Annotated in this window: 17 protein-coding genes; 8 read left to right on the top strand and 9 right to left on the bottom strand. The window is 68.8% G+C overall.

Annotated features, from left to right (window positions below):
* The first annotated feature begins 93 nt into the window (after window positions 1-93).
* Together ACWPOC_RS22260 and ACWPOC_RS22265 are read left to right on the top strand one after the other, a co-directional pair.
* On the top strand, window positions 94-993 hold the full coding sequence (locus tag ACWPOC_RS22260; RefSeq protein ID WP_120280244.1) for an LLM class F420-dependent oxidoreductase: 900 nt from the start codon (window positions 94-96) through the stop codon (window positions 991-993).
* 106 nt (window positions 994-1,099) lie between these two features.
* Window positions 1,100-1,861, top strand: a complete 762-nt coding sequence (locus tag ACWPOC_RS22265) for an IclR family transcriptional regulator (RefSeq protein WP_120280245.1) — start codon at window positions 1,100-1,102, stop codon at window positions 1,859-1,861.
* A 27-nt stretch (window positions 1,862-1,888) separates the two neighbouring features.
* On the opposite strand, the gene ACWPOC_RS22270 is transcribed toward ACWPOC_RS22265, so the two are convergent.
* Window positions 1,889-2,512: a PadR family transcriptional regulator gene (locus tag ACWPOC_RS22270; RefSeq protein ID WP_120280246.1), complete on the bottom strand. Its 624-nt coding sequence runs from the start codon at window positions 2,510-2,512 to the stop codon at window positions 1,889-1,891.
* Between the two features lie 197 nt (window positions 2,513-2,709).
* Between ACWPOC_RS22270 and ACWPOC_RS22275 the strand changes: the two genes are divergently transcribed.
* From ACWPOC_RS22275 to ACWPOC_RS22290, 4 genes are all read left to right on the top strand, one after another.
* Window positions 2,710-3,099: a nuclear transport factor 2 family protein gene (locus ACWPOC_RS22275; RefSeq protein ID WP_120280247.1), complete on the top strand. Its 390-nt coding sequence runs from the start codon at window positions 2,710-2,712 to the stop codon at window positions 3,097-3,099.
* Between the two features lie 78 nt (window positions 3,100-3,177).
* Window positions 3,178-3,672, top strand: a complete 495-nt coding sequence (locus tag ACWPOC_RS22280) for a flavin reductase family protein (protein ID WP_016695963.1) — start codon at window positions 3,178-3,180, stop codon at window positions 3,670-3,672.
* 114 nt (window positions 3,673-3,786) lie between these two features.
* A complete protein-coding gene (locus ACWPOC_RS22285) occupies window positions 3,787-4,776 on the top strand; it encodes an LLM class flavin-dependent oxidoreductase (RefSeq protein WP_159417597.1) in 990 nt (329 codons plus the stop codon).
* Between the two features lie 96 nt (window positions 4,777-4,872).
* A complete protein-coding gene (locus tag ACWPOC_RS22290) occupies window positions 4,873-5,325 on the top strand; it encodes a hypothetical protein (RefSeq protein ID WP_159417596.1) in 453 nt (150 codons plus the stop codon).
* 61 nt (window positions 5,326-5,386) lie between these two features.
* On the opposite strand, the gene ACWPOC_RS22295 is transcribed toward ACWPOC_RS22290, so the two are convergent.
* The 5 genes from ACWPOC_RS22295 to dnaK all read right to left on the bottom strand — a co-directional run bounded on the left by ACWPOC_RS22295 (window position 5,387) and on the right by dnaK (window position 11,175).
* Window positions 5,387-6,922, bottom strand: coding sequence for an FAD-binding protein (locus ACWPOC_RS22295; RefSeq protein ID WP_455409347.1), 1,536 nt, complete (start codon window positions 6,920-6,922; stop codon window positions 5,387-5,389).
* Window positions 6,923-7,074: 152 nt separating this feature from the next.
* Window positions 7,075-7,479 (bottom strand): heat shock protein transcriptional repressor HspR, encoded by a 405-nt coding sequence (locus tag ACWPOC_RS22300; RefSeq protein ID WP_088898854.1) that lies wholly within the window; start codon window positions 7,477-7,479, stop codon window positions 7,075-7,077.
* Window positions 7,479-8,660 carry a molecular chaperone DnaJ gene (gene dnaJ / locus ACWPOC_RS22305; protein ID WP_120280251.1) on the bottom strand — a complete coding sequence of 394 codons (1,182 nt, stop codon included), beginning with the start codon at window positions 8,658-8,660 and terminating at the stop codon, window positions 7,479-7,481. Before dnaJ ends, ACWPOC_RS22300 begins: the two co-directional genes overlap by 1 nt.
* Before the next feature lie 32 nt (window positions 8,661-8,692).
* Window positions 8,693-9,337, bottom strand: a complete 645-nt coding sequence (gene grpE, locus ACWPOC_RS22310) for a nucleotide exchange factor GrpE (protein WP_120280252.1) — start codon at window positions 9,335-9,337, stop codon at window positions 8,693-8,695.
* Complete coding sequence (dnaK, locus tag ACWPOC_RS22315; protein ID WP_120280253.1) at window positions 9,334-11,175, bottom strand: molecular chaperone DnaK; 1,842 nt, start codon at window positions 11,173-11,175, stop codon at window positions 9,334-9,336. Before dnaK ends, grpE begins: the two co-directional genes overlap by 4 nt.
* 388 nt (window positions 11,176-11,563) lie before the next feature.
* On the opposite strand from dnaK, the gene ACWPOC_RS22320 reads away from it, so the two are divergent.
* A complete protein-coding gene (locus tag ACWPOC_RS22320; RefSeq protein ID WP_120280254.1) occupies window positions 11,564-12,472 on the top strand; it encodes a hypothetical protein in 909 nt (302 codons plus the stop codon).
* Between the two features lie 55 nt (window positions 12,473-12,527).
* Here the strand turns inward: ACWPOC_RS22320 and ACWPOC_RS22325 are convergent, their stop codons facing one another.
* From ACWPOC_RS22325 to ACWPOC_RS22335, 3 genes are all read right to left on the bottom strand, one after another.
* On the bottom strand, window positions 12,528-13,994 hold the full coding sequence (locus ACWPOC_RS22325; RefSeq protein ID WP_455409348.1) for a dynamin family protein: 1,467 nt from the start codon (window positions 13,992-13,994) through the stop codon (window positions 12,528-12,530).
* The gene (locus ACWPOC_RS22330; protein WP_120283652.1) at window positions 13,991-15,808 is read right to left on the bottom strand and encodes a dynamin family protein; all 1,818 of its coding nucleotides are present in this window, start codon (window positions 15,806-15,808) and stop codon (window positions 13,991-13,993) included. Before ACWPOC_RS22330 ends, ACWPOC_RS22325 begins: the two co-directional genes overlap by 4 nt.
* A 70-nt stretch (window positions 15,809-15,878) precedes the next feature.
* Entirely contained in the window at window positions 15,879-17,891 is a 2,013-nt protein-coding gene (locus ACWPOC_RS22335; protein WP_120280256.1) for an IniB N-terminal domain-containing protein, read from the bottom strand.
* A 265-nt stretch (window positions 17,892-18,156) separates the two neighbouring features.
* Here ACWPOC_RS22335 and ACWPOC_RS22340 point away from each other — a divergent pair, with 265 nt between their 5' ends.
* Entirely contained in the window at window positions 18,157-19,977 is a 1,821-nt protein-coding gene (locus ACWPOC_RS22340; RefSeq protein ID WP_455409349.1) for an Hsp70 family protein, read from the top strand.
* The last annotated feature ends 3 nt before the right edge of the window (window positions 19,978-19,980 follow it).

A 19,980-nucleotide genomic window follows, 5' to 3' on the forward strand; every position in this document is an offset into this window, starting at 1 on the left:
TGCGCCCCGGGATCTCCCGTAGACCGGGACACTTCGTGCTTCACGTGCCCACCACCCGCAGACTGCCGGGAGACGACGTTGCGAAGGAGTGTCATGGCGCCTGTGCCGAACCGAGACTCGAAGGTCCGAATCGGAATCACCAGCCCGATCGTCACGCGACTGCCGGCCGCGTCCAGCGAATGGGAGGCAACCGCCGGTATCGACGAGCTGACACGGATCGCGATCACCGCGGACCGCCTGGGATTTCATCACCTCACCTGCAGTGAGCATGTCGCCGTGCCGGTGCCGGTCGCCGAAGTTCGTGGCGGGACGTACTGGGATCCGTTGGCCACACTCGGCTACCTGGCGGCACGCACCGAACGAATCCGGCTCGCCACGCAGGTTCTGGTTCTCGGCTATCACCACCCGTTGGAGATCGCCAAGCGTTACGGCACCCTCGACGCGGTCAGCGGGGGTCGCCTGATCCTGGGACTCGGCGTCGGCACGCTGCAGGAAGAGTTCGATCTGCTCGACGTGCCGTTCACCGACCGCGGTGCACGGGCGGACGATTCCCTGGCTGCGCTTCGTGCCGCGCTCTCCGAGCGCGTACCGTCCTATCGCGGAGAATATTTCGAGTTCTCCGACATGGTCGTGGAACCTCACGCGGTACAACCGCGGGTGCCGCTGTGGATCGGCGGGCGCACACCACGCTCCTTGCGACGAGCGTGCGAGCTGGCCGATGGCTGGGTTCCTTTCGGCCTGTCGTTCGACGACGTGCAGGCCATGTTGAGCAGGAGACAGCCGCAGCCCGGATTCGAGGTCGTGTTGTCGGCTGCCGGACTCGATCCGCTGGGCGACCCGGACGGGGTGAGGAGGAAGCTCGATCGCGCCGTAGCGGCGGGGGCGACGATCATCGGAGTCGGTGTGGCCGCCCGGTCGGTCGACCACTACTGCGAGCAGCTCGAGGCTCTCACGACCCTGCACGCCGACGCCTTCCGGAGGACGACGGACTGAGCCGCTCTTTCGTGATCCGCTTCACAACCACATCGGGATGTGGCACTATTCCTAATAGAAATACCCACGTCCTCGCGCTCAGTGCGCCGCGGTTGTAGGAGCAATTATGACGATTCAGGCTGAAGCCGACCACACGGCACCCAGCGCAGTTCTCGATCGTGTCGGACTCGTGCTCGATGCGTTCGACGGGGCGGGCCGGCTCACTCTTGCCCAGATCGTGCGTCGGACCGGCCTCCCCCGCTCGTCCGCCCATCGCATGCTCGAACGCCTGGTGTCGATGCGATGGTTGCACCGGGAAGGCCGCGACTACACCCTCGGACTACGCCTGATGGAACTCGGCTCGCTCGCCGTCCACCAGGACAGACTGCACGCGACCGCCCTACCGCACTTGCAGGAACTCCATCGTGTGACCGGCTTCGTCGTCCACCTGGCCGTCCTCGACGGCGACGACCTCGTCTATCTCGAGAAGATCGGCGGACGTCTCGCCACCGCTGTGCCTACCCGTATCGGAGGGCGCCGCCCTGCGCGCAGCACCGCCCTCGGCAAGGCGCTCCTGGCATACGAAGGCGCCCCTGGTGACACATATGATCACATCCGCGAGCACGGTATCGCCTTCGAAAAGGAGGAGTCGCTGGCAGGATTCGGATGTATCGCGGTTCCCATCGGTCCCGTGGGTTCCGCAGCTGCAGCGGTCTCCCTGTGCGGCCCCCTTCCCCATCTGCGTTTCGAACATCGACTGACCGCGCCCGTCCGCATGGCGTCCACCGCCATCTGGCGCAAACTCGACCGCAACCACGTCGTCCCGACCCTGCAGAATCGCCGCACGTTGCGCGCAGCACCCAGCGTCCGAGAGCATCAGTACGTCTGACCGAGCGTTCTCGCCCCGGAACCGCGGTTACTGCTGTTCAGGACCTGCTTCGTCGGACGGATCCCCGTTCGAGAGACCTCTCCAGCTGCCCGGGTTCCGGGGACGAGGCATACCGAGCTCGTCGATCTCACTTCGCGCGAATTGTTCTGCAGCTCGGTCGATATCGTCGAGCAGCAGATTCGACAACTCGATCTCGGCCTTGAAATACCTCTCGGCCCATCGCAGACTCATCTGCGAAAACCCCCAGCCGGGTTCCCGATCGGAGTGCTCGGCATGCTCACCGGCACGACGCAACTTGTCTTCGAGGTTGACGATGTGATCCCGCACGATCGCCTTCAACTGCTCCGGATCGTTGAGATGCCCCATGTACATCCGAAGCATGACACCGTGTTTGAGCACCGGGATTTCCACCGGGGCCTCACGCGACCACGTCCGCACAGCCTCGATGCCGGATTCGGTGATCGCGTAGACCCGGCGCCCTCGCGCCCCCGGCTCGCTCACGGCGCGGGAACGCACGAAGCCGAGCTTCTCGAGCTTCTTCAGTTCCGCATAGACCTGACTGACGGACGGACTCCAGTAGAAGAAGCCGATACTCCAGTCGGCCCATTTCTTCAGATCGTTGCCGGTGAGTTCCTCGCCGAACGACAACATGCCGAGGACGGCCCAACTCGTGGCGGGAAGAGCGGGGTACGAATCGGCACCATGTTCTGACACTGCGAAAGCGTAACAATGCCGGTGAACGACGTGCGGCTCGAATCTCCCACTGCGCGGGAGCAGGACCCCACATCGACTACGACACGAATAACGTCGGCCGAACCACCCTTGCCCATGCCGTCAGAGGAGCTGACATGACCGTTTCCGAAGCCGACGCCCGCACTCAGCGCATCCGCACCACCGTGCACGCCTATCTCGATGCCGTGGCCGCGGGCGTGGCCGCCGACATCGCCGCCCTCTACGCCGACGACGCCACCCTCGAGGATCCCGTCGGCAGCGAGCCTCGCGTGGGCCGGGCAGCGATCACCGAGTTCTACAAGGGTGTCGAGGCCACCGAGAACACCACCGAGCTGCTCACGCTCCGGATCGCCGGATCGACCGCGGCCTTCCACTTCCGCGTGGTCACGAAGGCGGGCGAGCAGACCTACGAGATCGAACCCATCGACGTCATGACGTTCGACGACGAGGGACGAATCACCAGCATGCGGGCGGTCTGGGCACCGAGCGACATGCGTGTTCGCTGACCGATCGGCGGGACACGGTTCGCACGCCGCACCACAGGTGACGGACACTGGAACGAACCGACCGATAGGAGCTTCTCGATGACAGCGGAACACGCGGTGCTGGATCCTCGGCGGATCCGCGACGTGATGGGCAACTTCTGCACGGGTGTCACGGTGATCACCGCGCTCGACGGCGACGAACCGCTGGGATTCGCATGCCAGTCGTTCGTGTCGGTCTCGCTGGACCCGCCGCTCATCTCGTTCTGTCCCGCCCGCACGTCGACGACCTGGCCCAAGATCCGCGAGGTCGGCACCCTGGCAGTCAACGTCCTGTCGGAGAGCCAGCGCACCCTGTGCGGCGCGTTCGCGGTGAGCGGCGGCAACAAGTTCCGCGGGGTTCGGTGGGAGCCGGGCGACAACGGCGCTCCGGCGCTCGAGGGAGCCCTTGCGCGGGTCGAGGCGACCGTGGAGACCGAGTACGAGGCCGGCGACCACACGATCGTGCTGGCCAGGGTCACGGGGCTGACGTCGCTGCACTCCCGCGGTCCGCTCCTGTTCTTCCAGGGCACCTACGGCGGTTTCGAACGGCGGTGACACCGAACGTCGGCGATGCGGAACGACGGGTGAGGGAATAGACGGTCACCGGTCGAGGTTGCTCCGAAGGTGTGCCCGGCGGCCGATACCGGGCCCCGACGCGAAGGATTACCGGTGACCGTTCCCCTCTCCATCCTCGACCTCGCACACATCGGCAAGGGTGAGACCGCCCGTGAGAGCTTCGACGCCAGCGTGAAGATGGCCCAGCTCGCCGAGCAGTGGGGTTACCGGCGAATCTGGTACGCCGAACACCACAACATGCCGACGATCGCCTCGTCGGCGACGAGTGTGCTCATCGCGCACGTCGCCGCGCACACCTCGTCGATCCGTCTCGGCGCCGGCGGCATCATGCTGCCGAACCACTCTCCGCTGACCATCGCCGAACAGTTCGGCACCCTCGCCACCCTGCATCCCGGTCGCATCGACCTCGGTCTCGGCCGCGCCCCCGGCAGCGACCAGAAGACCATGCGGGCGCTGCGCCGCGACCCGACCTCCGCCGACAGCTTCCCGCAGGACGTCCTCGAACTGCAGGCCTACCTGAAGGGCGAGTCGCGGATCCCGGGAGTCGACGCGATCCCCGGTAAGGGCACCGACGTTCCGCTGTACATCCTGGGCTCGTCGTTGTTCGGCGCGAAACTCGCTGCCCTGCTCGGTCTTCCGTACGCCTTCGCGTCGCACTTCGCGCCGCAGGCCCTCGAGGACGCGGTGCGGCTGTACCGCCGCGAGTTCCAGCCCTCCCCCGACCACCCGGAGCCGCACGTCATCGCGGGTGTCGGCGTGATCGCCGCCGACACCACCGAAGAAGCGCAGTCGCTGTTCGAGGCGACCAAGCGGGCCCGGGTCGTCCAGATGGTCGGACGCGGGCGCACGTTCAGCGAGGAGGAGATCGACATGCTGCTCGACTCTCCCGCCGGCATGCAGGTGCTCGAGATGCTCCGGTACACCGCCGTGGGCACGCCGCAGGAGGTGCGCGACTACCTCGACCGGTTCACCGAGCGCGCGCAGGCCGACGAGCTGATCGTCGTGTCGTCGGCTCCCGGACGCGACGCGTGGCTGCGCTCGCTCGAGCTTGTTGCGCAGGTCAGCGACCTCGTCCCGGCCTGATCGCCGAACACCGGCGGATCGGGCTACCGACGGGTACACTTTGGCGGCCGGCCAGGCACGGCTGAGAACCACGAGTCGTCAACCGCCAGGAGCACGATGAAGTACCGCACCCGCGCTGTTGCAGCGGCAGTGCTGACCGCCGCAGCGGCGATCACTGCACCGGCCGCCGCGACAGCCGATTCCCTTCCCACCGACGGGCCCACCATCTCGGTGACGATCCGCAACGACACCGACGCACCGATGGTGCTCACGTCGACCGAGAACCCCTACGGCAGATGGGTGGACGAGCCGGCCGCGGTGGTCCCGGCCCGTTCCACCGAGACGGTCTCGGCGAGCAGCGCCGACCGGCGCGGGTTCGGCATCCAGATCGACTACACGATGCCCGGCGACGCGACCGTGGCGCTCATGGCCAACAACTACGGCACCGGCGTCGCGAACGGCGACGGCACCCACATCGAGGGTGTCAACCGACACGGCTTCGCGGTCGCGGCGATGGTGGAGGACGGATATCCGTTCATGACAGCGAACTTCGTCGTCACCCGGCCCTGAGACGACGAACCGGGCCCGAAGGGATACCTGCGTATCCTCCCGGGCCCGGTTCGTTCGTGTGTCAGCGGGTGGCCGCGTCCATCACGGACAGGTGCGCGAACAGCGCGCTCGTGCCGATCGGATTACCGCCGCCGGGGTAGACGGTGCCGCTCGGTGCGGCCATCGTGTTGCCCGCCGCGTACAGGCCGGGGATCGGAGCGCCCTCGCTGTCGAGCACGCGCCCGACGGTGTCGGTCCGCAGACCGCCCTTGGTGCCGAGGTCGGAGATGCCGAACTGCGCCGCGTGGAAGGGTCCCTGTTCGATGGGGACCAGCGCGGAACCACCGCCGGTGAAGGCGAGATCGTAAGGTTCGTCCCCGCGACCGAAGTCCTCGTCGACTCCCTTCACGGCCAACTCGTTCCACCGCGCAACGGTCGCCTTCAGGGCTTCGGCGGGCACACCGATCTGCTCGGCGAGTTCCTCGAGGGTGTCGGCGGTCTTCCACAGTCCCGCGTCGACGTACTTCTCGGTCTCGACGAGAGGCACGTTCGTCGCCCCGACTGGCGGGACCTCACCGCTCCGGTCGTCGTAGATCATCCAGAACGGCAACGTCATCTCGCCGCGCTCCATGCGGGCGATGACGTCGCGGCCCAGACGGTCGTAGGGCGCGTACTCGTTGGTGAACCGCGCACCGTCCTGGTCGACGAAGATGCCCCCGGTGAAGCACAGCGCGAACGCCGAACGTCCGTCCGGATGGGTCAGACCCGGCGACCACCAGGCCTCACCCATCAGGTCCACATCGGCGCCCACGGCGATACCCGCCTGGTGTGCCTTGCCCAGATTCGACCACGGACCCATGGAATCCCGTGCGGCGCCCGGAACGCCGTACTTGCTGCGCATCTCGTCGTTCTGATCGAAACCGCCGGCGGCGAGGACGACGCCCTTGCGCGCGCGGATCGTCCGTCGCTCACCGTTGTTCTCGACGATCGCGCCCACCACCACACCGTCTTCGACGATCAGTTCCTCGAGCGGAGTGTTCCGGTACAGCTGAACGTTCGGGTACTTGCGCATGGCGATGAGGAAGCGACCGATGAGGGCACGGCCGCCGATCAGCATGTCGGGAAGCGGGTCCCCGTTGCGTTCACGGCCCAGCGGCCCGCGGATCGACTCGTTGAGTTCGGGATCGCCGGCGATGGGCAGGGGCGACGGGACGATGTGACGGCCATCGGCCCGGGCCTTGGGAGCCTTGCCGAAGTAGTCGGGCCACGGGTAGACCATGAACTCGAGGTCGTCGTCCGATTCGAGATAGTCGATCAGCGGCGCACCTCCGCGGACGTAGGCCTCCTGCAGTTCACGAGGCGTTCGATCACCGACGACCGCGTGGTAATAGGTCAGCGCGTCCTCGATGGTGTCGTCGTCACCGGCACGCTGCAGGACCGCGTTGGTAGGAAACCAGACGCCCCCGCCCCCGGAGTACGCCGTGGTGCCGCCGAAGTACTCGGACGCCTCGACGAGGATCACCGAGAGTCCCTCGCGCGCGGCGGTGTACGCACCGCAGGCACCTCCGGCTCCCGATCCGACCACGAGGACGTCGCATTCTTCCGCCCACTCCGCCATGACTGTTGCCTTCCGTCGACCGTTCGTGTGGAACACGCCACACTAGGCAGATTGCGGAGGGTCGCGACACGAATATCTCGCTGTACGGGAGGAATTGTCCGCTCGGGCGCGCTCGACCGCGGTGCGGTCAGTCGCGCTCGACCGCGGTGCGGTCAGTCCCGCCGGTTGCGCGGCTTCCACACCACGAGGGCGTTGCTGCGCGGAATGGGCACCAGATCGCCGCGTGTCGAACGCAACTGGGCGACCTCGGCGTGGAGTTCGGCGACGCGCTGCTGCAGCGCCTCGACCTGGTTGGTCAGCTCTATGATCCGTTTGATCCCGGCGAGGTTGACACCTTCGTCCTGGGAGAGGCGCTGCACTTCGCGCAGCAGTTCGACGTCGCGCGGCGAGTACCGGCGGCCGCCGCCGCTGGTGCGGTGCGGGGTGACGAGTCCGAGCCGGTCGTAGTTACGCAGCGTCTGCGCATGCATCCCGGCGAGTTCTGCCGCCACCGAGATGACGTAGACGCGCGCATCGGGGTCCGGTGACAGATCCCGTGGCATTCTCGTCTCGCTCATCACGCACCTGCCCATCCCTCTCGAGGATCGAAACCGCTAGCCTCTTCTGCACGAAGATAGTTGTGCAGCGCTTCCGTCGCCTTCTCGTCGAGATTCTGCGGGATCGCGACCTTCACCGTGACGAGAAGATCACCGGCGCCGCCCCCGCGCTTGGGGACGCCTCGTCCGCGGACCCGCAGGACCCGGCCGTCGGCCGTTCCCGGCGGGATCTTCAGCCCGACGCGGCCGTCGAGGGTCGGCACCGAGACGGTGCCACCGAGGACGAGTTCGCCGTAGCTGACGGGCAGCACGAGGGTCAGGTCGTCGCCCTCACGACCGAACACGCGGTCGGGGCGCACGTGCACCGTCACGAACAGGTCGCCGGACGGGGCGCCGCGCAGACCGGCCTCGCCCTGACCGGCGAGGCGGATACGCGAACCGTCCTTGATGCCTGCGGGAACCCGCACGGTGATGGTGCGGGTGCGGTTCTGCACGCCGGTACCGCGGCAGTCGCTGCAGGGGTTGTCGATGATCGATCCGCTGCCCCGGCAGTCGTCGCAGGGTTCCGAGAATCCGAACGCGCCCTGGTTGCGGGAGACCACACCGCTTCCGTTGCAGTTCGGGCAGACCCGCGGGCTCGTTCCCGGCTGGGCACCGCTGCCGTGGCAGGTGGTGCACGGCGCCGGGCTGGTCATCCGCAGGGGAACCGTGACGCCCTGGACGGCGTCGCGGAAGTCGAGCGTCGTCTCGGTCTCGACATCGGACCCGCGGCGCGGACGCGAACGGCCGGCGGTGGAAGCGGTGCCGCCACCGGCGCGGGTGAACAGACCGCCGAACAGGTCGCCGAGACCACCGTCGCCGCCGCCACCGCCGAACAGGTCGCCGATGTCGAAGGTCGCTCCGGTACCAGCTGTGAAACCGCCGGCGCCGGGTCGGAAGCCACCGCCGCCGGGGAAACCACCGGAGGCGAACATGCGCCGGGTCTCGTCGTATTCCTTGCGCTTGGCAGGATCCGACAGGACGGCGTTGGCCTCGCTGACGGCCTTGAAGCGCTCTTCGGCCTTCTCGTCACCGTGGTTGGCATCGGGATGCAGGTCCCGCGCCAGTTTCCGGTAGGCCTTCTTGATCTCGTCCTGCGTTGCGTCGGGGGAGACGCCCAGGTCCTTGTAGAAGTCCTTCTCGATCCACTCCCGCTGGCTCACCGGGCGCCTCCTCCTCTCGCGTTTTCTTGTTCTTACTCTGTGCCCGGCTCCGCCGACGGCGCGTTGCCCGGCGTGTCCGCCGGATCGCCGTCGGTCACCGTCACCATCGCGTGCCGCAGGATGCGGTCGCCGAAGCGGTAACCCTTGCGGAGCACCGTCCCGAGGACCGGGTGGTGACCGTCGCCTTCCATCTGAACCGCCTCGTGCAGTTCGGGATCGAAGGTGTCGCCTTCCTCGCCGAACGCGACGAGGCCGAGGCTGTCGAACACGCCGGTCAGCTTGTCGGACAACGCCTTCAGCGGACCCGTCTCCAGGTCGCCGTGGGCGCGAGCCCGGTCGAGGTCGTCGAGGACGTCGAGGAACTTCGCCGCGACGGAGGCCTTGGCCTCCTCCGCGACCGCGGTGCGCTGCGCCTCGGCGCGGCGACGGTAGTTCGCGTACTCCGCGGTCACGCGCTGCAGGTCGGCGGTGCGCTCGGCGAGTTCCTTCGCCTCCTGCGACTGCCCTTCGGTCTGCTCGGCCTTCTCGGTGTCACCCTCCGCAGGAACCGACTCGATCACCTCGCCCTCCTCGGCGCGCGGCTCCTCGGTGGAGTCGCGCACCTCGAAGGTCTCGGGGTCGATCCGTCGCTTGTCGGTGACGGTCACCGGTTCCTGCTCGGGCTTGTCGGCACTCACTTCTTCTCCGAATCGCTCGGCTCGTCGACGACCTCGGCGTCGACGACGTCGTCGGCACCTGCGGCCGCGCCGTCACCGGCAGCGGCACCCTCGGCGCCCTGCGCCTCGTAGATGGCCTGGCCGAGGGCCTGCGACTCGGTCGCGAGCTTCTCGACGGCGGCCTTGACCGCGTTGATGTCGGAGCCGGAGAGGGCGTCGTTGGCCTCCTTGATGGCAGCCTCGACCTTCTCCTTGACGTCGGCCGGAACCTTGTCCTCGTTCTCCTTGATGAACTTCTCGGTCTGGTGCACGAGCGACTCGGCCTGGTTGCGGACCTCGGCCTCCTCGCGACGCTTGCGGTCCTCCTCGGCGTGTGCCTCGGCGTCCTTGACCATCCGGTCGATCTCTTCCTGGGAGAGGCCGGAGCCCTCCTGGATCCTGATCGTGTTCTCCTTGCCGGTGCCCTTGTCGCGGGCGGTGACGTGGACGATGCCGTTGGCGTCGATGTCGAAGGTCACCTCGATCTGCGGGACACCACGCGGAGCCGGCGCGATGCCGCCGAGCTCGAACGAGCCGAGCAGCTTGTTGTGCGCCGCGATCTCACGCTCGCCCTGGAAGACCTGGATCTGCACCGACGGCTGGTTGTCGTCGGCGGTGGTGAAGGTCTCCGACCGCTTGGTGGGGATCGTGGTGTTGCGCTCGATGAGCTTGGTCATCACGCCGCCCTTGGTCTCGATACCCAGCGACAGCGGGGTGACGTCGAGCAGCAGCACGTCCTTGACCTCGCCCTTGAGGACACCGGCCTGCAGAGCGGCACCCACGGCGACGACCTCGTCGGGGTTCACACCCTTGTTGGGCTCGCGGCCACCGGTCAGCTCGCGCACCAGATCGGTGACGGCGGGCATACGGGTCGAGCCGCCGACCAGCACGACGTGGTCGATGTCGCCGACGGAGATGCCGGCGTCCTTGACGACCTGCTGGAACGGAGCGCGGGTGCGCTCGAGGAGGTCGCCGGTGATCTTCTGGAACTCCGAGCGGGACAGCTGCTCGTCGAGGAACAGCGGGTTCTTGTCCGCGTCGACGGTGATGTAGGGCAGGTTGATCGAGGTCGACTGCGAGGACGACAGCTCGATCTTGGCCTTCTCGGCAGCCTCACGCAGACGCTGCAGGGCCATCTTGTCCTTGGTCAGGTCGACGCCGTGCTGCGCCTTGAACTTGTCGACGAGCCAGTTGACGATGCGCTCGTCCCAGTCGTCGCCACCGAGGTGGTTGTCGCCGGAGGTCGCGCGGACCTCGACGACGCCGTCGCCGATCTCGAGGAGGGAGACGTCGAAGGTGCCGCCACCGAGGTCGAAGACCAGGATGGTCTGCTCCTTCTCGCCCTTGTCGAGGCCGTAGGCGAGGGCAGCCGCGGTGGGCTCGTTGACGATGCGCAGGACGTTGAGGCCGGCGATGGTGCCGGCTTCCTTCGTAGCCTGACGCTGTGCGTCGTTGAAGTACGCCGGGACGGTGATGACCGCGTCGGTGATGTCCTCACCGAGGTAGGCCTCGGCGTCGCGCTTGAGCTTCATCAGCGTGCGGGCGCTGATCTCCTGCGGCGTGTACTTCTTGTCGTCGATGGCCACGGTCCAGTCCGTGCCGATGTGGCGCTTGACCGAACGGATGGTGCGGTCGACGTTGGTGACCGCCTGGTTCTTGGCGGGCTGGCCCACCAGAACCTCACCGTTCTTCGCGAATGCGACGACGGACGGGGTGGTGCGCGACCCCTCGGCGTTGGCGACCACAACGGGCTCGCCGCCTTCCAGAACGGAAACGACCGAGTTGGTGGTTCCGAGGTCGATGCCGACCGCACGAGCCATAATTTTCCTCCAATGTTCCTGCCGCGACGCGTGCGCGCCGCGAAAACGTTCCATGCCCGACCTGAGCCTGTTCGGCTCAGGTGAGCGCGGTCGACTCAAGCCTGCACCCGAGCGGTCCACGCCGTCAAGTGAAGTTGAGTCTCATGCGCTCAAGTTGTCTGACTCATCCAACGGCAGGTCGTGGGGATTTGTTCCGGGAGTGGCACACATCACTCCTCCGGATTGCATCGGCTCGCTTCGGGGACGGATACACGACGTCGGCAAGGCGCCTCTGTCCGCACCGGTGCGCAAGGACGGGTTGTCCACAGGGGCCGCGTCGATCCACAGATCGGCAGGTCGAGGGCTTCGATGCTCCGGGTCCGTCGTCGCCGTACACGACCCTCGCTGCATGAACGAACCGAACTTCCTTCTGCGCTCCGACCTGCTGGCCGGCGGGACGACCTCCGACGAGATCCGTCAGGCCGTCCGCTCGGGACGACTGCGGAACATCACCCGCGGTGTGTACGTCGACGGTGGCGTGGACGTCGACGCGCTCACCCTGCACCATGCGCGCGTACTGGCGCGACGGGGACGGACCACCCCGGACGCCGTCGTCAGCCATGTCTCCGCTGCAGTGCTGCACGGCCTGCCTCTCTGGAACGTCGACCTCTCCCCCGTCCACATCAGCCGCGACCGGTCGAGTGGACGTCGCACCCCGACCCTCCATGTACACAAGTGCGCCTATCAACCCGAGGAGGTCTGCGTCGTCTCGGGTCTGCGCACCACGACCGTCGCGCAGACCGTTGTCGACCTGGCACGAACGCTGCCGGCAGACTCGGCGGTGATCGCCGGCGACGCGGCGCTGCGGGCACATCCCGATATCGCACCCCTACTTCTCGATGCGCTGGCATCTTCGGGGATGCGGCACGGGATCGCTGCCGCCCGGCGGATCGTTGCCTTCCTCGACGGTCGCAGTGAAAGTCCCGGCGAGTCGCTCAGCCGACTAAGGATCCGGTCTGCGGGGCTACCGGCACCGAAGCTGCAGCACGAGCTGCGGACCCCTTCCGGAGCATTCGTCGCTCGTCCCGACTTCCTCTGGGACGACGAAGGTGTGGTCGGGGAATTCGACGGACGGAGCAAGTACGGTTCGGACGAGCCCGGCGCGACGGCCGAGACCGTCCATCGCGAGAAACTGCGGGAGGACGCGATCCGAGCCCTGGGCTTCGAGGTCGTGCGGTGGACGTGGGCGGATCTGTTCCGCTTCGAGGCCGTCCACGCCCGTTTGCTGCGCGCCGCCGGCAGAGCCCGTCGACGTTGATTGCACGATTCGGGGACGGATGCTCGATGACGACACCGAGCATCCGTCCCCGCGCTTACGCTGACCGCGCGTCGTTCGCCGCGACCAGCCCTTCCGCACTACGCGCCGCCACCGCTGCGGCCTTCGCGGTGAACGGATCGAGCAGCGGATGCTCGGCGCGGGATCGCCAGTGCCGCACCGCATCGACGGCCGCCGCACGGATCTCGGCGGGCGACGCGTCGTCGGCGAGACCGAGGCGCCGGGTGGCGCCGATCCCGGACCCACCGATCACGCGATGCAGAACCTGGACCTCCTCGTCGGGCAGCGACACCGACGACGACCGCAGTCTGCCCAGCAGGCGGAGTTCGGCGAACCCGTGGTCGTCGGCCAGTTCGCGTCGCACGGCTCCCAGCAACTCGTGGTCGCCGCACGCGTGCAGGACCCGCTCGAGCGCCAGCAGCGCCGAATGGGTCTTGAGTTGATCGGCACGCTGACCGAACTGCACGTCGATGACCTGACGCAGCTCGTCGAGCCCGCTGCGCGCGACGAGTTCGGCGGCGAGGGAGGGTGAATCGCGCGCGCCGAGCTGCACGAGCAGCACCGCGGTGCGGATGCCGAACAGACCGAACCGGTCGACGAGACGCGCCCGCATCCCGGGGTCGACGGGCAGGTCGACGTCGGGCCGCGCGAAACGGTCGGCCGACAGCATCGCGACCTGCAGTTGTTCCGCCGGAACCTGTGCGAGCGCCTCGAAGGCCGCGAACTCGTTCTGCCGCAGGGTCCGTGCGGCGAGGGCGAGCAACCCGGCGACCGGCACGACCGCCTGGCACAGTCCGGTGCGTTCGAGTTCGTCGGTAAACCTCGCCGCGACCTGCTTCGCCGACATCATCGCGTCGGCACGACCGGCACCGACCTCGTCGGCGCGCGACACCACCCCGACGATGCCGAGCGGCCCCGATCCGCCGCCGACGTGCCGGCCGATCCGTTCGAGGAATTCGACGTCTGCGGCACCGAGCGAGCGCATCAGGTAGACGACGGCGTCGGCCCCGGAGGCCGATTCCTCCGGGGTGAGCAGCGCCAGGGTCCGCGCCGACACGTCCTGCGACAACGACGACGTGCCCGGGGTGTCGATGATGGTGGTCTGTGCCAGCGCGCTGGCCGGCCATTCGACGTCGATGAAGTCGACGTGGTCGGCGGTGAGTTCGCCGAGGTCGAAGGTCAGACGCCCGTCGGGACGCTGCACGGGCACCGGCATGCGGCGGTCCCCGTCGTACCAGGCGTTCACCGACGGCACCGGGCCGTTGCGGTACCACGTGACGACGCGCGTGCACTCCGTCGCGTCGGTGGGCGCGATATCCTGTCCCACAAGCGCATTGAGCAGAGTCGACTTACCGGCCTTGAGCGATCCTGCGAGCGCGACCCGCAACGGCTGATCGAGTCGCGCGGCGCAGTGGTCGAGCCGGTCCGCGACGGCCGGGTCCCCGCCGTACGACGCGCGTGCCCGATCGAGCAGGTCGCGGGCGCGCGCGAGAGCCGGGGTCACGCCGACACTCCCGCGAGTTCCGCGGCGCGCTCACGCAATCGGCTCAGTTCCGCGACCTGCGTGTCGAGTTCACCGATTCGACGGCGGCGTTCCTGTTCCTGCACGGTCGCGGCCTGACGGGTCGCTTCGAGCGACTCGTCGAGCGAACGCAGTGTCTGTTCGGCGATCTCGGTGAAGTGATCGCGCAGCTGACGCTGGATGAGGCGAAGTCGGTCCTTCGATTCCTTGCCGACCTGGAAGCTCACGTCGTCGGTGAAGGCGCGGATCGCGTTCTTCGCGTCGGCGCGGCGCTTGGCGAGCCGGACCTGCTTGTCGTCGCGATACGCCTTAGTGCCCAGGACGACTCCGGCTCCCACCGAGATCGGGTTCACCAGCGCCATCCCCATCAGGGTGGTGACGAGACCGAACATCAGCACGCCACCGTAGGAGCCTTTCATGCCGACGAGCACCTTCTGACCGATACCGATCCGGCCGGATTCGAGATCGGACAGGTTCTCGACGGGATCGAGCAGCTTCGACAGGTCGCCGAGATGCAGCGAGGGCAGAGACGCGTCGTCGAGCGCGAAGTGCTCTGCGACCCTGCCGGCGAGGATCTCGGCGCGTTCGTGTGCCCACACGAAGTTGTCGCCGACGGATTCGGCGACCTGCTCGGCGAGCCACTGCCCCAGCCTCGGCCATTCCTTGCCCGGATCGCAGTCGTCCACGGACGCTTCGGCATCGCGGGTCACCGTGCGCAACCGGTCGCGCAGGTCGTGGTCGATGTCGGCCGCGAGATCGGCGATGCCGTCCGACAACGTGATCTGCCACCGCGCCGCCCGCGTCCGCAACGCCTCGGTCGCGGCACGCGCCCGGTGGAGGTCCTCGATCGCGGCGTTTCCCGATTCGGGGTCGCGCAGGGCGACGAGTTCGCTCTCGCATCCGAGTGCGAGATGGTCGACGACGGTCTTCACGTCGTGTGCCACCGACAGTCGCGCCGAGTCGGCGTTGCGCGCGACCACCTGGTCGCGCAGGAAGTCGTAGATCGCGTCGAAGCCGGATTCCTGCTGCAGCGAGGCGTCTTCGGTGCGCAGGGCGTATTCGCGCAGCAGGGACGAGACGGGCAGCAGCGGCAGGTCGAGTCCGGCTCGTTGCAGGTGTTCGCGGTCGGCGTCGACGATCGCACGCCAGTGCGGATACACGTCGGTCTTGGTGACGAGCACCGCCGACGCCGGGCACAACGTCTGCACCTGTCGCAGGAACGACATCTCCGGTGCGGTGAACTCCTGGCTCGCGTCCGAGACGACGAAGACCGCGTCCGCAGTGGCGAGGAGGGTCAATGTGGCTGCGGTGTGCGGGTTTCCGTGTCCGCCCACGCCCGGGGTGTCGACGAACACGAGTCCGTCGGCGAGCAGTGGGCTCGGCACGCTCACCTCGAGCCGTTCGACGTCCCGGCCGGCACTGCGCGGCGCGACCTGCTGCAGGTCGTCGAAGGGGACGGCGATGCGCGGCGCCGAACCGGTCGGGACGAGTTCGGCGGACGGCTCCTGCCCGTGCTGCACGAGCGTGGGGACCGCGGTGGTCTCGTCGTCGCCGACAGAACACACCTCGAGGCCGAGCAGTGCGTTCACGAAGCGGCTCTTGCCCTGGTTCAGTCCGCCGACGACGACCACCCGCAGTCGCGGGTCGGAGACCTTCGTGCGGGCGGCCGTCAGCCGGTCGATGAGATCGTTGCGCCCGGCGCTGCGGGAACGCGCGATCGCGGAGTCGATCAGGTCGAGAAGCGCTCGGCGTCTCGAGGGATCGGATGAATGCTGCGTATCCGGTGAATGCTGCATGGGCTGCGTCGACTCGCCTTCCATCGGTGCGGGCTCCGGCCATTATGTCCCGGAGCCCGCACCGCTGCGGTCAGGGCAGCAGTCCGTCGAGGTCGGTGGAGTCGGTGGCACCGAGAGAGGAGTCGCCGCCGGTGCCGGCGAACAGGCCACCGCCGAGACCGGAGGTCGCGGTGAGGTCGCCCTCGCCGAAGAGTCCCGCAGCTCCCGAGGCGGAGCCGAAGACGTCCTCACCGACCGATGCCCAACTCTCCGCACCGCCCGACAGGGCCGTATCGACCTGCCCCGACAGGGCCGTCCCCACCTGCGTGGACAGTTCGGCACCGAGGTCGGCTGCGCTCTCCAGACCGCCGGAGACACCGAGGTCGGCGGCAGCGCCCAGGTCTGCTGCACCACCGAGATCCAGCGCGCTTTCGAAGTCGGTGACTGCACCCAGGTCGACCGACGTTCCCAGTCCACCGGCCGCGCCGATGCCCGAGTCGATCGCCGCGCCGAGGTCCGCTCCCACGTTCACTCCGGCCCCGAGTTCCGCCGCCGCGTCCAGCGCACCGTCGAGGGCATAACCCAGCTGACCGGTGGCTTCGGCACCGGCATCGAGGCTGCCGCCGATCGTCGTCGCGAGCTGCGTGCCGAGATCGGCACCCGCATCGCCGGGCACCGACCCTGCGGCAGTCTCGAGTGCGCTGCCGAGCTGCAGACCGAGTTCGGCGCCGGCCGAACCGCCGGTCGCGAAGGTCGAGCCGAGGACGGACGACAGATCCGTTCCGAGGCTCGTCCCCACCTGCACGGTCGAATCGACGGTCGCGCCGATACCTGTGGTGGATCCGATGGCGACGTTCAACGCCGACGACAGTTCGGTGGTCGCGGTGGTCTCGAGGCCCAGCGCGCCGCCGAGCACCCCGCCGACCAGCGTGCCGAGTTCGATGCCCGCTCCGGCCTCCGCGTCGATCTCGCCGCCACCCGAGAGGACCGTGTCGAGGTCGACGCCGCCGAGCAAGCCTCCCTGCGCGCTGCTCTCGATGACGGTCCCGAGCGCGGCACCGAGATCGGCCGCAGCTCCGCCACCCGCTCCGAGCAGGGCCGAGAGGGACGCACCGAGCCCGAGGGTCGCGCCCACGCCGGCGTCGAGACCGGCGGAAAGGTCGGTTCCCAGTCCGGCCCCGAGATCGACCACACCCCCGAGGACGCCGCCCAGGCTCGTGCCGAGCGCGCCGGTCAGTTCCGTGCCCACGCCGAGAACGCCACCGAGCGTCGTGCCGAGCGCGACCCCCAGTTCGGCACCGCCGTCGAGGGCCGCGGTGAGCTCGGTCGAGAAAGCACCACCGGCATCGACGGCCGATTCCAGCAGGCCACCGAGAGCGAGCCCGATGTCGACGCCGAGCGTCCCGCCGATACCCAGGGCTCCTTCGAGGGTGGTCGCGAGGTCGGCGCCGAGACCGCCCGATGCCTCGACGGCAGCGTCGATCGCGGCGGCGAGATCGGCGGCGGCACCGACACCCAGGCCCAGACCGCCTTCGAGCGCCCCGGCCAGCGCACCACCGACATCCAGAGCACCCCCGACGGCGAGGTCTCCACCGAGTTCGAGACCCGCGCCGAGTGCACCACCGAGCGCAGCACCCAGGGAAGCACCGAGCTCGCCACCGGCTTCGAGTGCCGCTCCGAGCTGCGCACCGAGGTCGGCGACGATCCCGGTCTGCGCGCCGACACTCCCGCCGAGGTTCAGTCCGCCACCGAGACCCAGGCCCCCACCGAGGCCTGCACCCACACCGAGGCCCAGGCCGGCAGCGCCACCCAGGCCCACTGCTCCACCGAGACCTGCCGCTCCGCCGAGGCCGGCCGCGGCGGTACCGGCGATCGACGCTCCGACGTTCGCCGCACCGTTCAGCGCTGCGGTCAGTTCGGCGGCGGTCCCGGCGAACAGACCGCTGTCCGCAACGAGCGGGGCGACGGCGACGATGTCGGCGTGGCACACGTCGTCCAGTCCGGCTTCGGCGAGGACGGCCTCGGGGTTGCTGCAGTACCGGGCGAGTTCCTTCTCGTCGCGGAACAGGCCGAGGATGAAGTCGAGTACGGCGTTGGTGGCCATCACGTGTCTCCTGAGTCGTCGGGATCTGGGAACGACGCTACGAATCCGCGGGTCATGGGCACAGGGGGTGCGGCCCCCTGTCTGCCGTCGCCCGTTAGGGGATCGGGGTGCGGGGGCATCGGGGCCGTTAGGGGATCGTCCCCACGATCGGGCAGGTGGGCGGAGTGGGAGCTAACAGGTGACGGGGTGGGAACGACAGGCTCATCGAGACCGAACGATGGAACGAGAACGCGGACCGATGTCCGCCCAGAACCCGGGAGCGTGCATGTACTCAGGACTCGGCGTCACGATCGGGGCGGCCAACTCGGTGGCCCTCACCGTGCTCGACCAGCCCCGATCCGGCGATCCCAGCGTTCTGTCGATTCCTACCGAACTCCACCTCCCCGAGGGCGGGGCCCCCGTCCTCGGCGCCGGTGCCCCGATCCCCGGCACGCAGGTGTTCTCCGGCTATGCGGCCCGGGTCGGCGATCCGGTCGGCATCCTCGCCGACGACGGCTCCACCTACCTCGGCGAGGATCTCGTCGCATCGACCGTGGCCTGCCTGCAGTACCGCACCGGTACCTCCGATGTGCCGACGATGCTGGCGCATCCCGCCGCGTGGTCGGCGCACACCGTCGAGGCCCTGCAGGCGGCACTCGTCCGCGCCGAAGTGACCGCACGGACGATCCCCGAACCGATCGCGGCGGTGCGCTGGCTCGACGCCACCCACGGGCCGCTGGGCGACGACGTGACGGTGGTCTACGACCTCGGTGCGCGCTGCCTCGACGTCGCCGTCGTGCAGGGCGGCGCCCACCCGACGCTGCTGGGCCGACCGCTGAGCAGCGACGACGTCTCCGGCGATCACCTCGACCACCTCGTCACCACCTATCTGCTGGGAACGCTCGGCGAGGACGCAGCCGGCCTCGATCCGTTCGATTCCGCGACCGTCGCGGCACTCGCCGACTTCCGCTCCCGGTGCCGCGCGGCGAAGGAAGCGCTGTCCAGCGACACCGAGACGGTGGTGCCGGTCGCGCTGCCCGGCCTGCACCGCGACCTGCGTCTGGTACGCAGCGAGTTCGAGGAACTCGCCCGGGAACCGCTCGAGGCGTCGCTCGTCGTGGTGCAGGACGCGATCCGCGGGGCCGGGCTCGATCGTTCGGACATCGGACGCGTGCTGTTGATCGGTGGTGGCTCGTCCACCCCGCTCGTCACCGAACTGATTTCGTCGGAACTGGGTCTGCCGATCGTCTCGTCGGCGCGACCGGTCTTCACCGCAGCGCACGGAGCCGCGCTCGCCGCGGCCGAGGCAGGTGCCGCAACTGTGGCTGCCCCGGTGACGCCTCCTGCACCTGCCGTCGACGACGAGCCCGAGACCGTCGCGCTGCCGGTGGTGTCCGCCGCGGAGGCGCAGCCGGTCGCTGCCGCGCACCGGCCGGCGGTCGTCGACACCGCGACCGGCACCCCCGCACGCGCCCGTGCCCGTTCGTTCACGCTGGTGGGGGCTGCTGTCGCCGCCGTCGTCGTCCTCGCCGGGGGCGGACTGGCGATCGGCACCCTGTCGTCGGAGGCCGAGACGCCCGGTTCGGAGGTACGTCCGTCGAGCGAGGTCGTGGCCGGGAACCCGACGACCACCGAGACCGTCTCCGGTACGACCGTCCCCGGCACGACCGGCGCGCAGCCGTCCGAGGCGGGAACCGTCGTCCCGGTCCGGGTGCAGGGCCCGGACGGGACCGTGACCGCTGTCCCGGTCGCCGCGACGCCCGCTTCCGGCGCCGCACCCACCGGCGCTGTACCTGCGCCGGACCCGACCGCACCCGCGCCGGCAGCACCCGGTCAAAGCCCGCAGGTACCCCAGCCCGCGCCGCAACCCGCTCCTGCCCCGGCCCCGGCGCCCGCTCCTCAGCCCGCGCCGCAACCGACCCCGCCGAGCACGGGTGGCAGCGGTGTCGGCGACGCCCTGTCCGGCGCAGGTCAGGGTGCCGGTGCCGTCGTCGAGGGTGTCGGTAACGGCGTCGGTGGGGTGCTCGACGGCACCGGCAACGTGGTCGGTGGTGTCCTCGACGGCACGGGGCAGGTCGTCGGCGGACTGCTCGGAACCGGGCGCTGACCG

It is taken from the genome of Rhodococcus sp. 5G237, assembly GCF_053764735.1.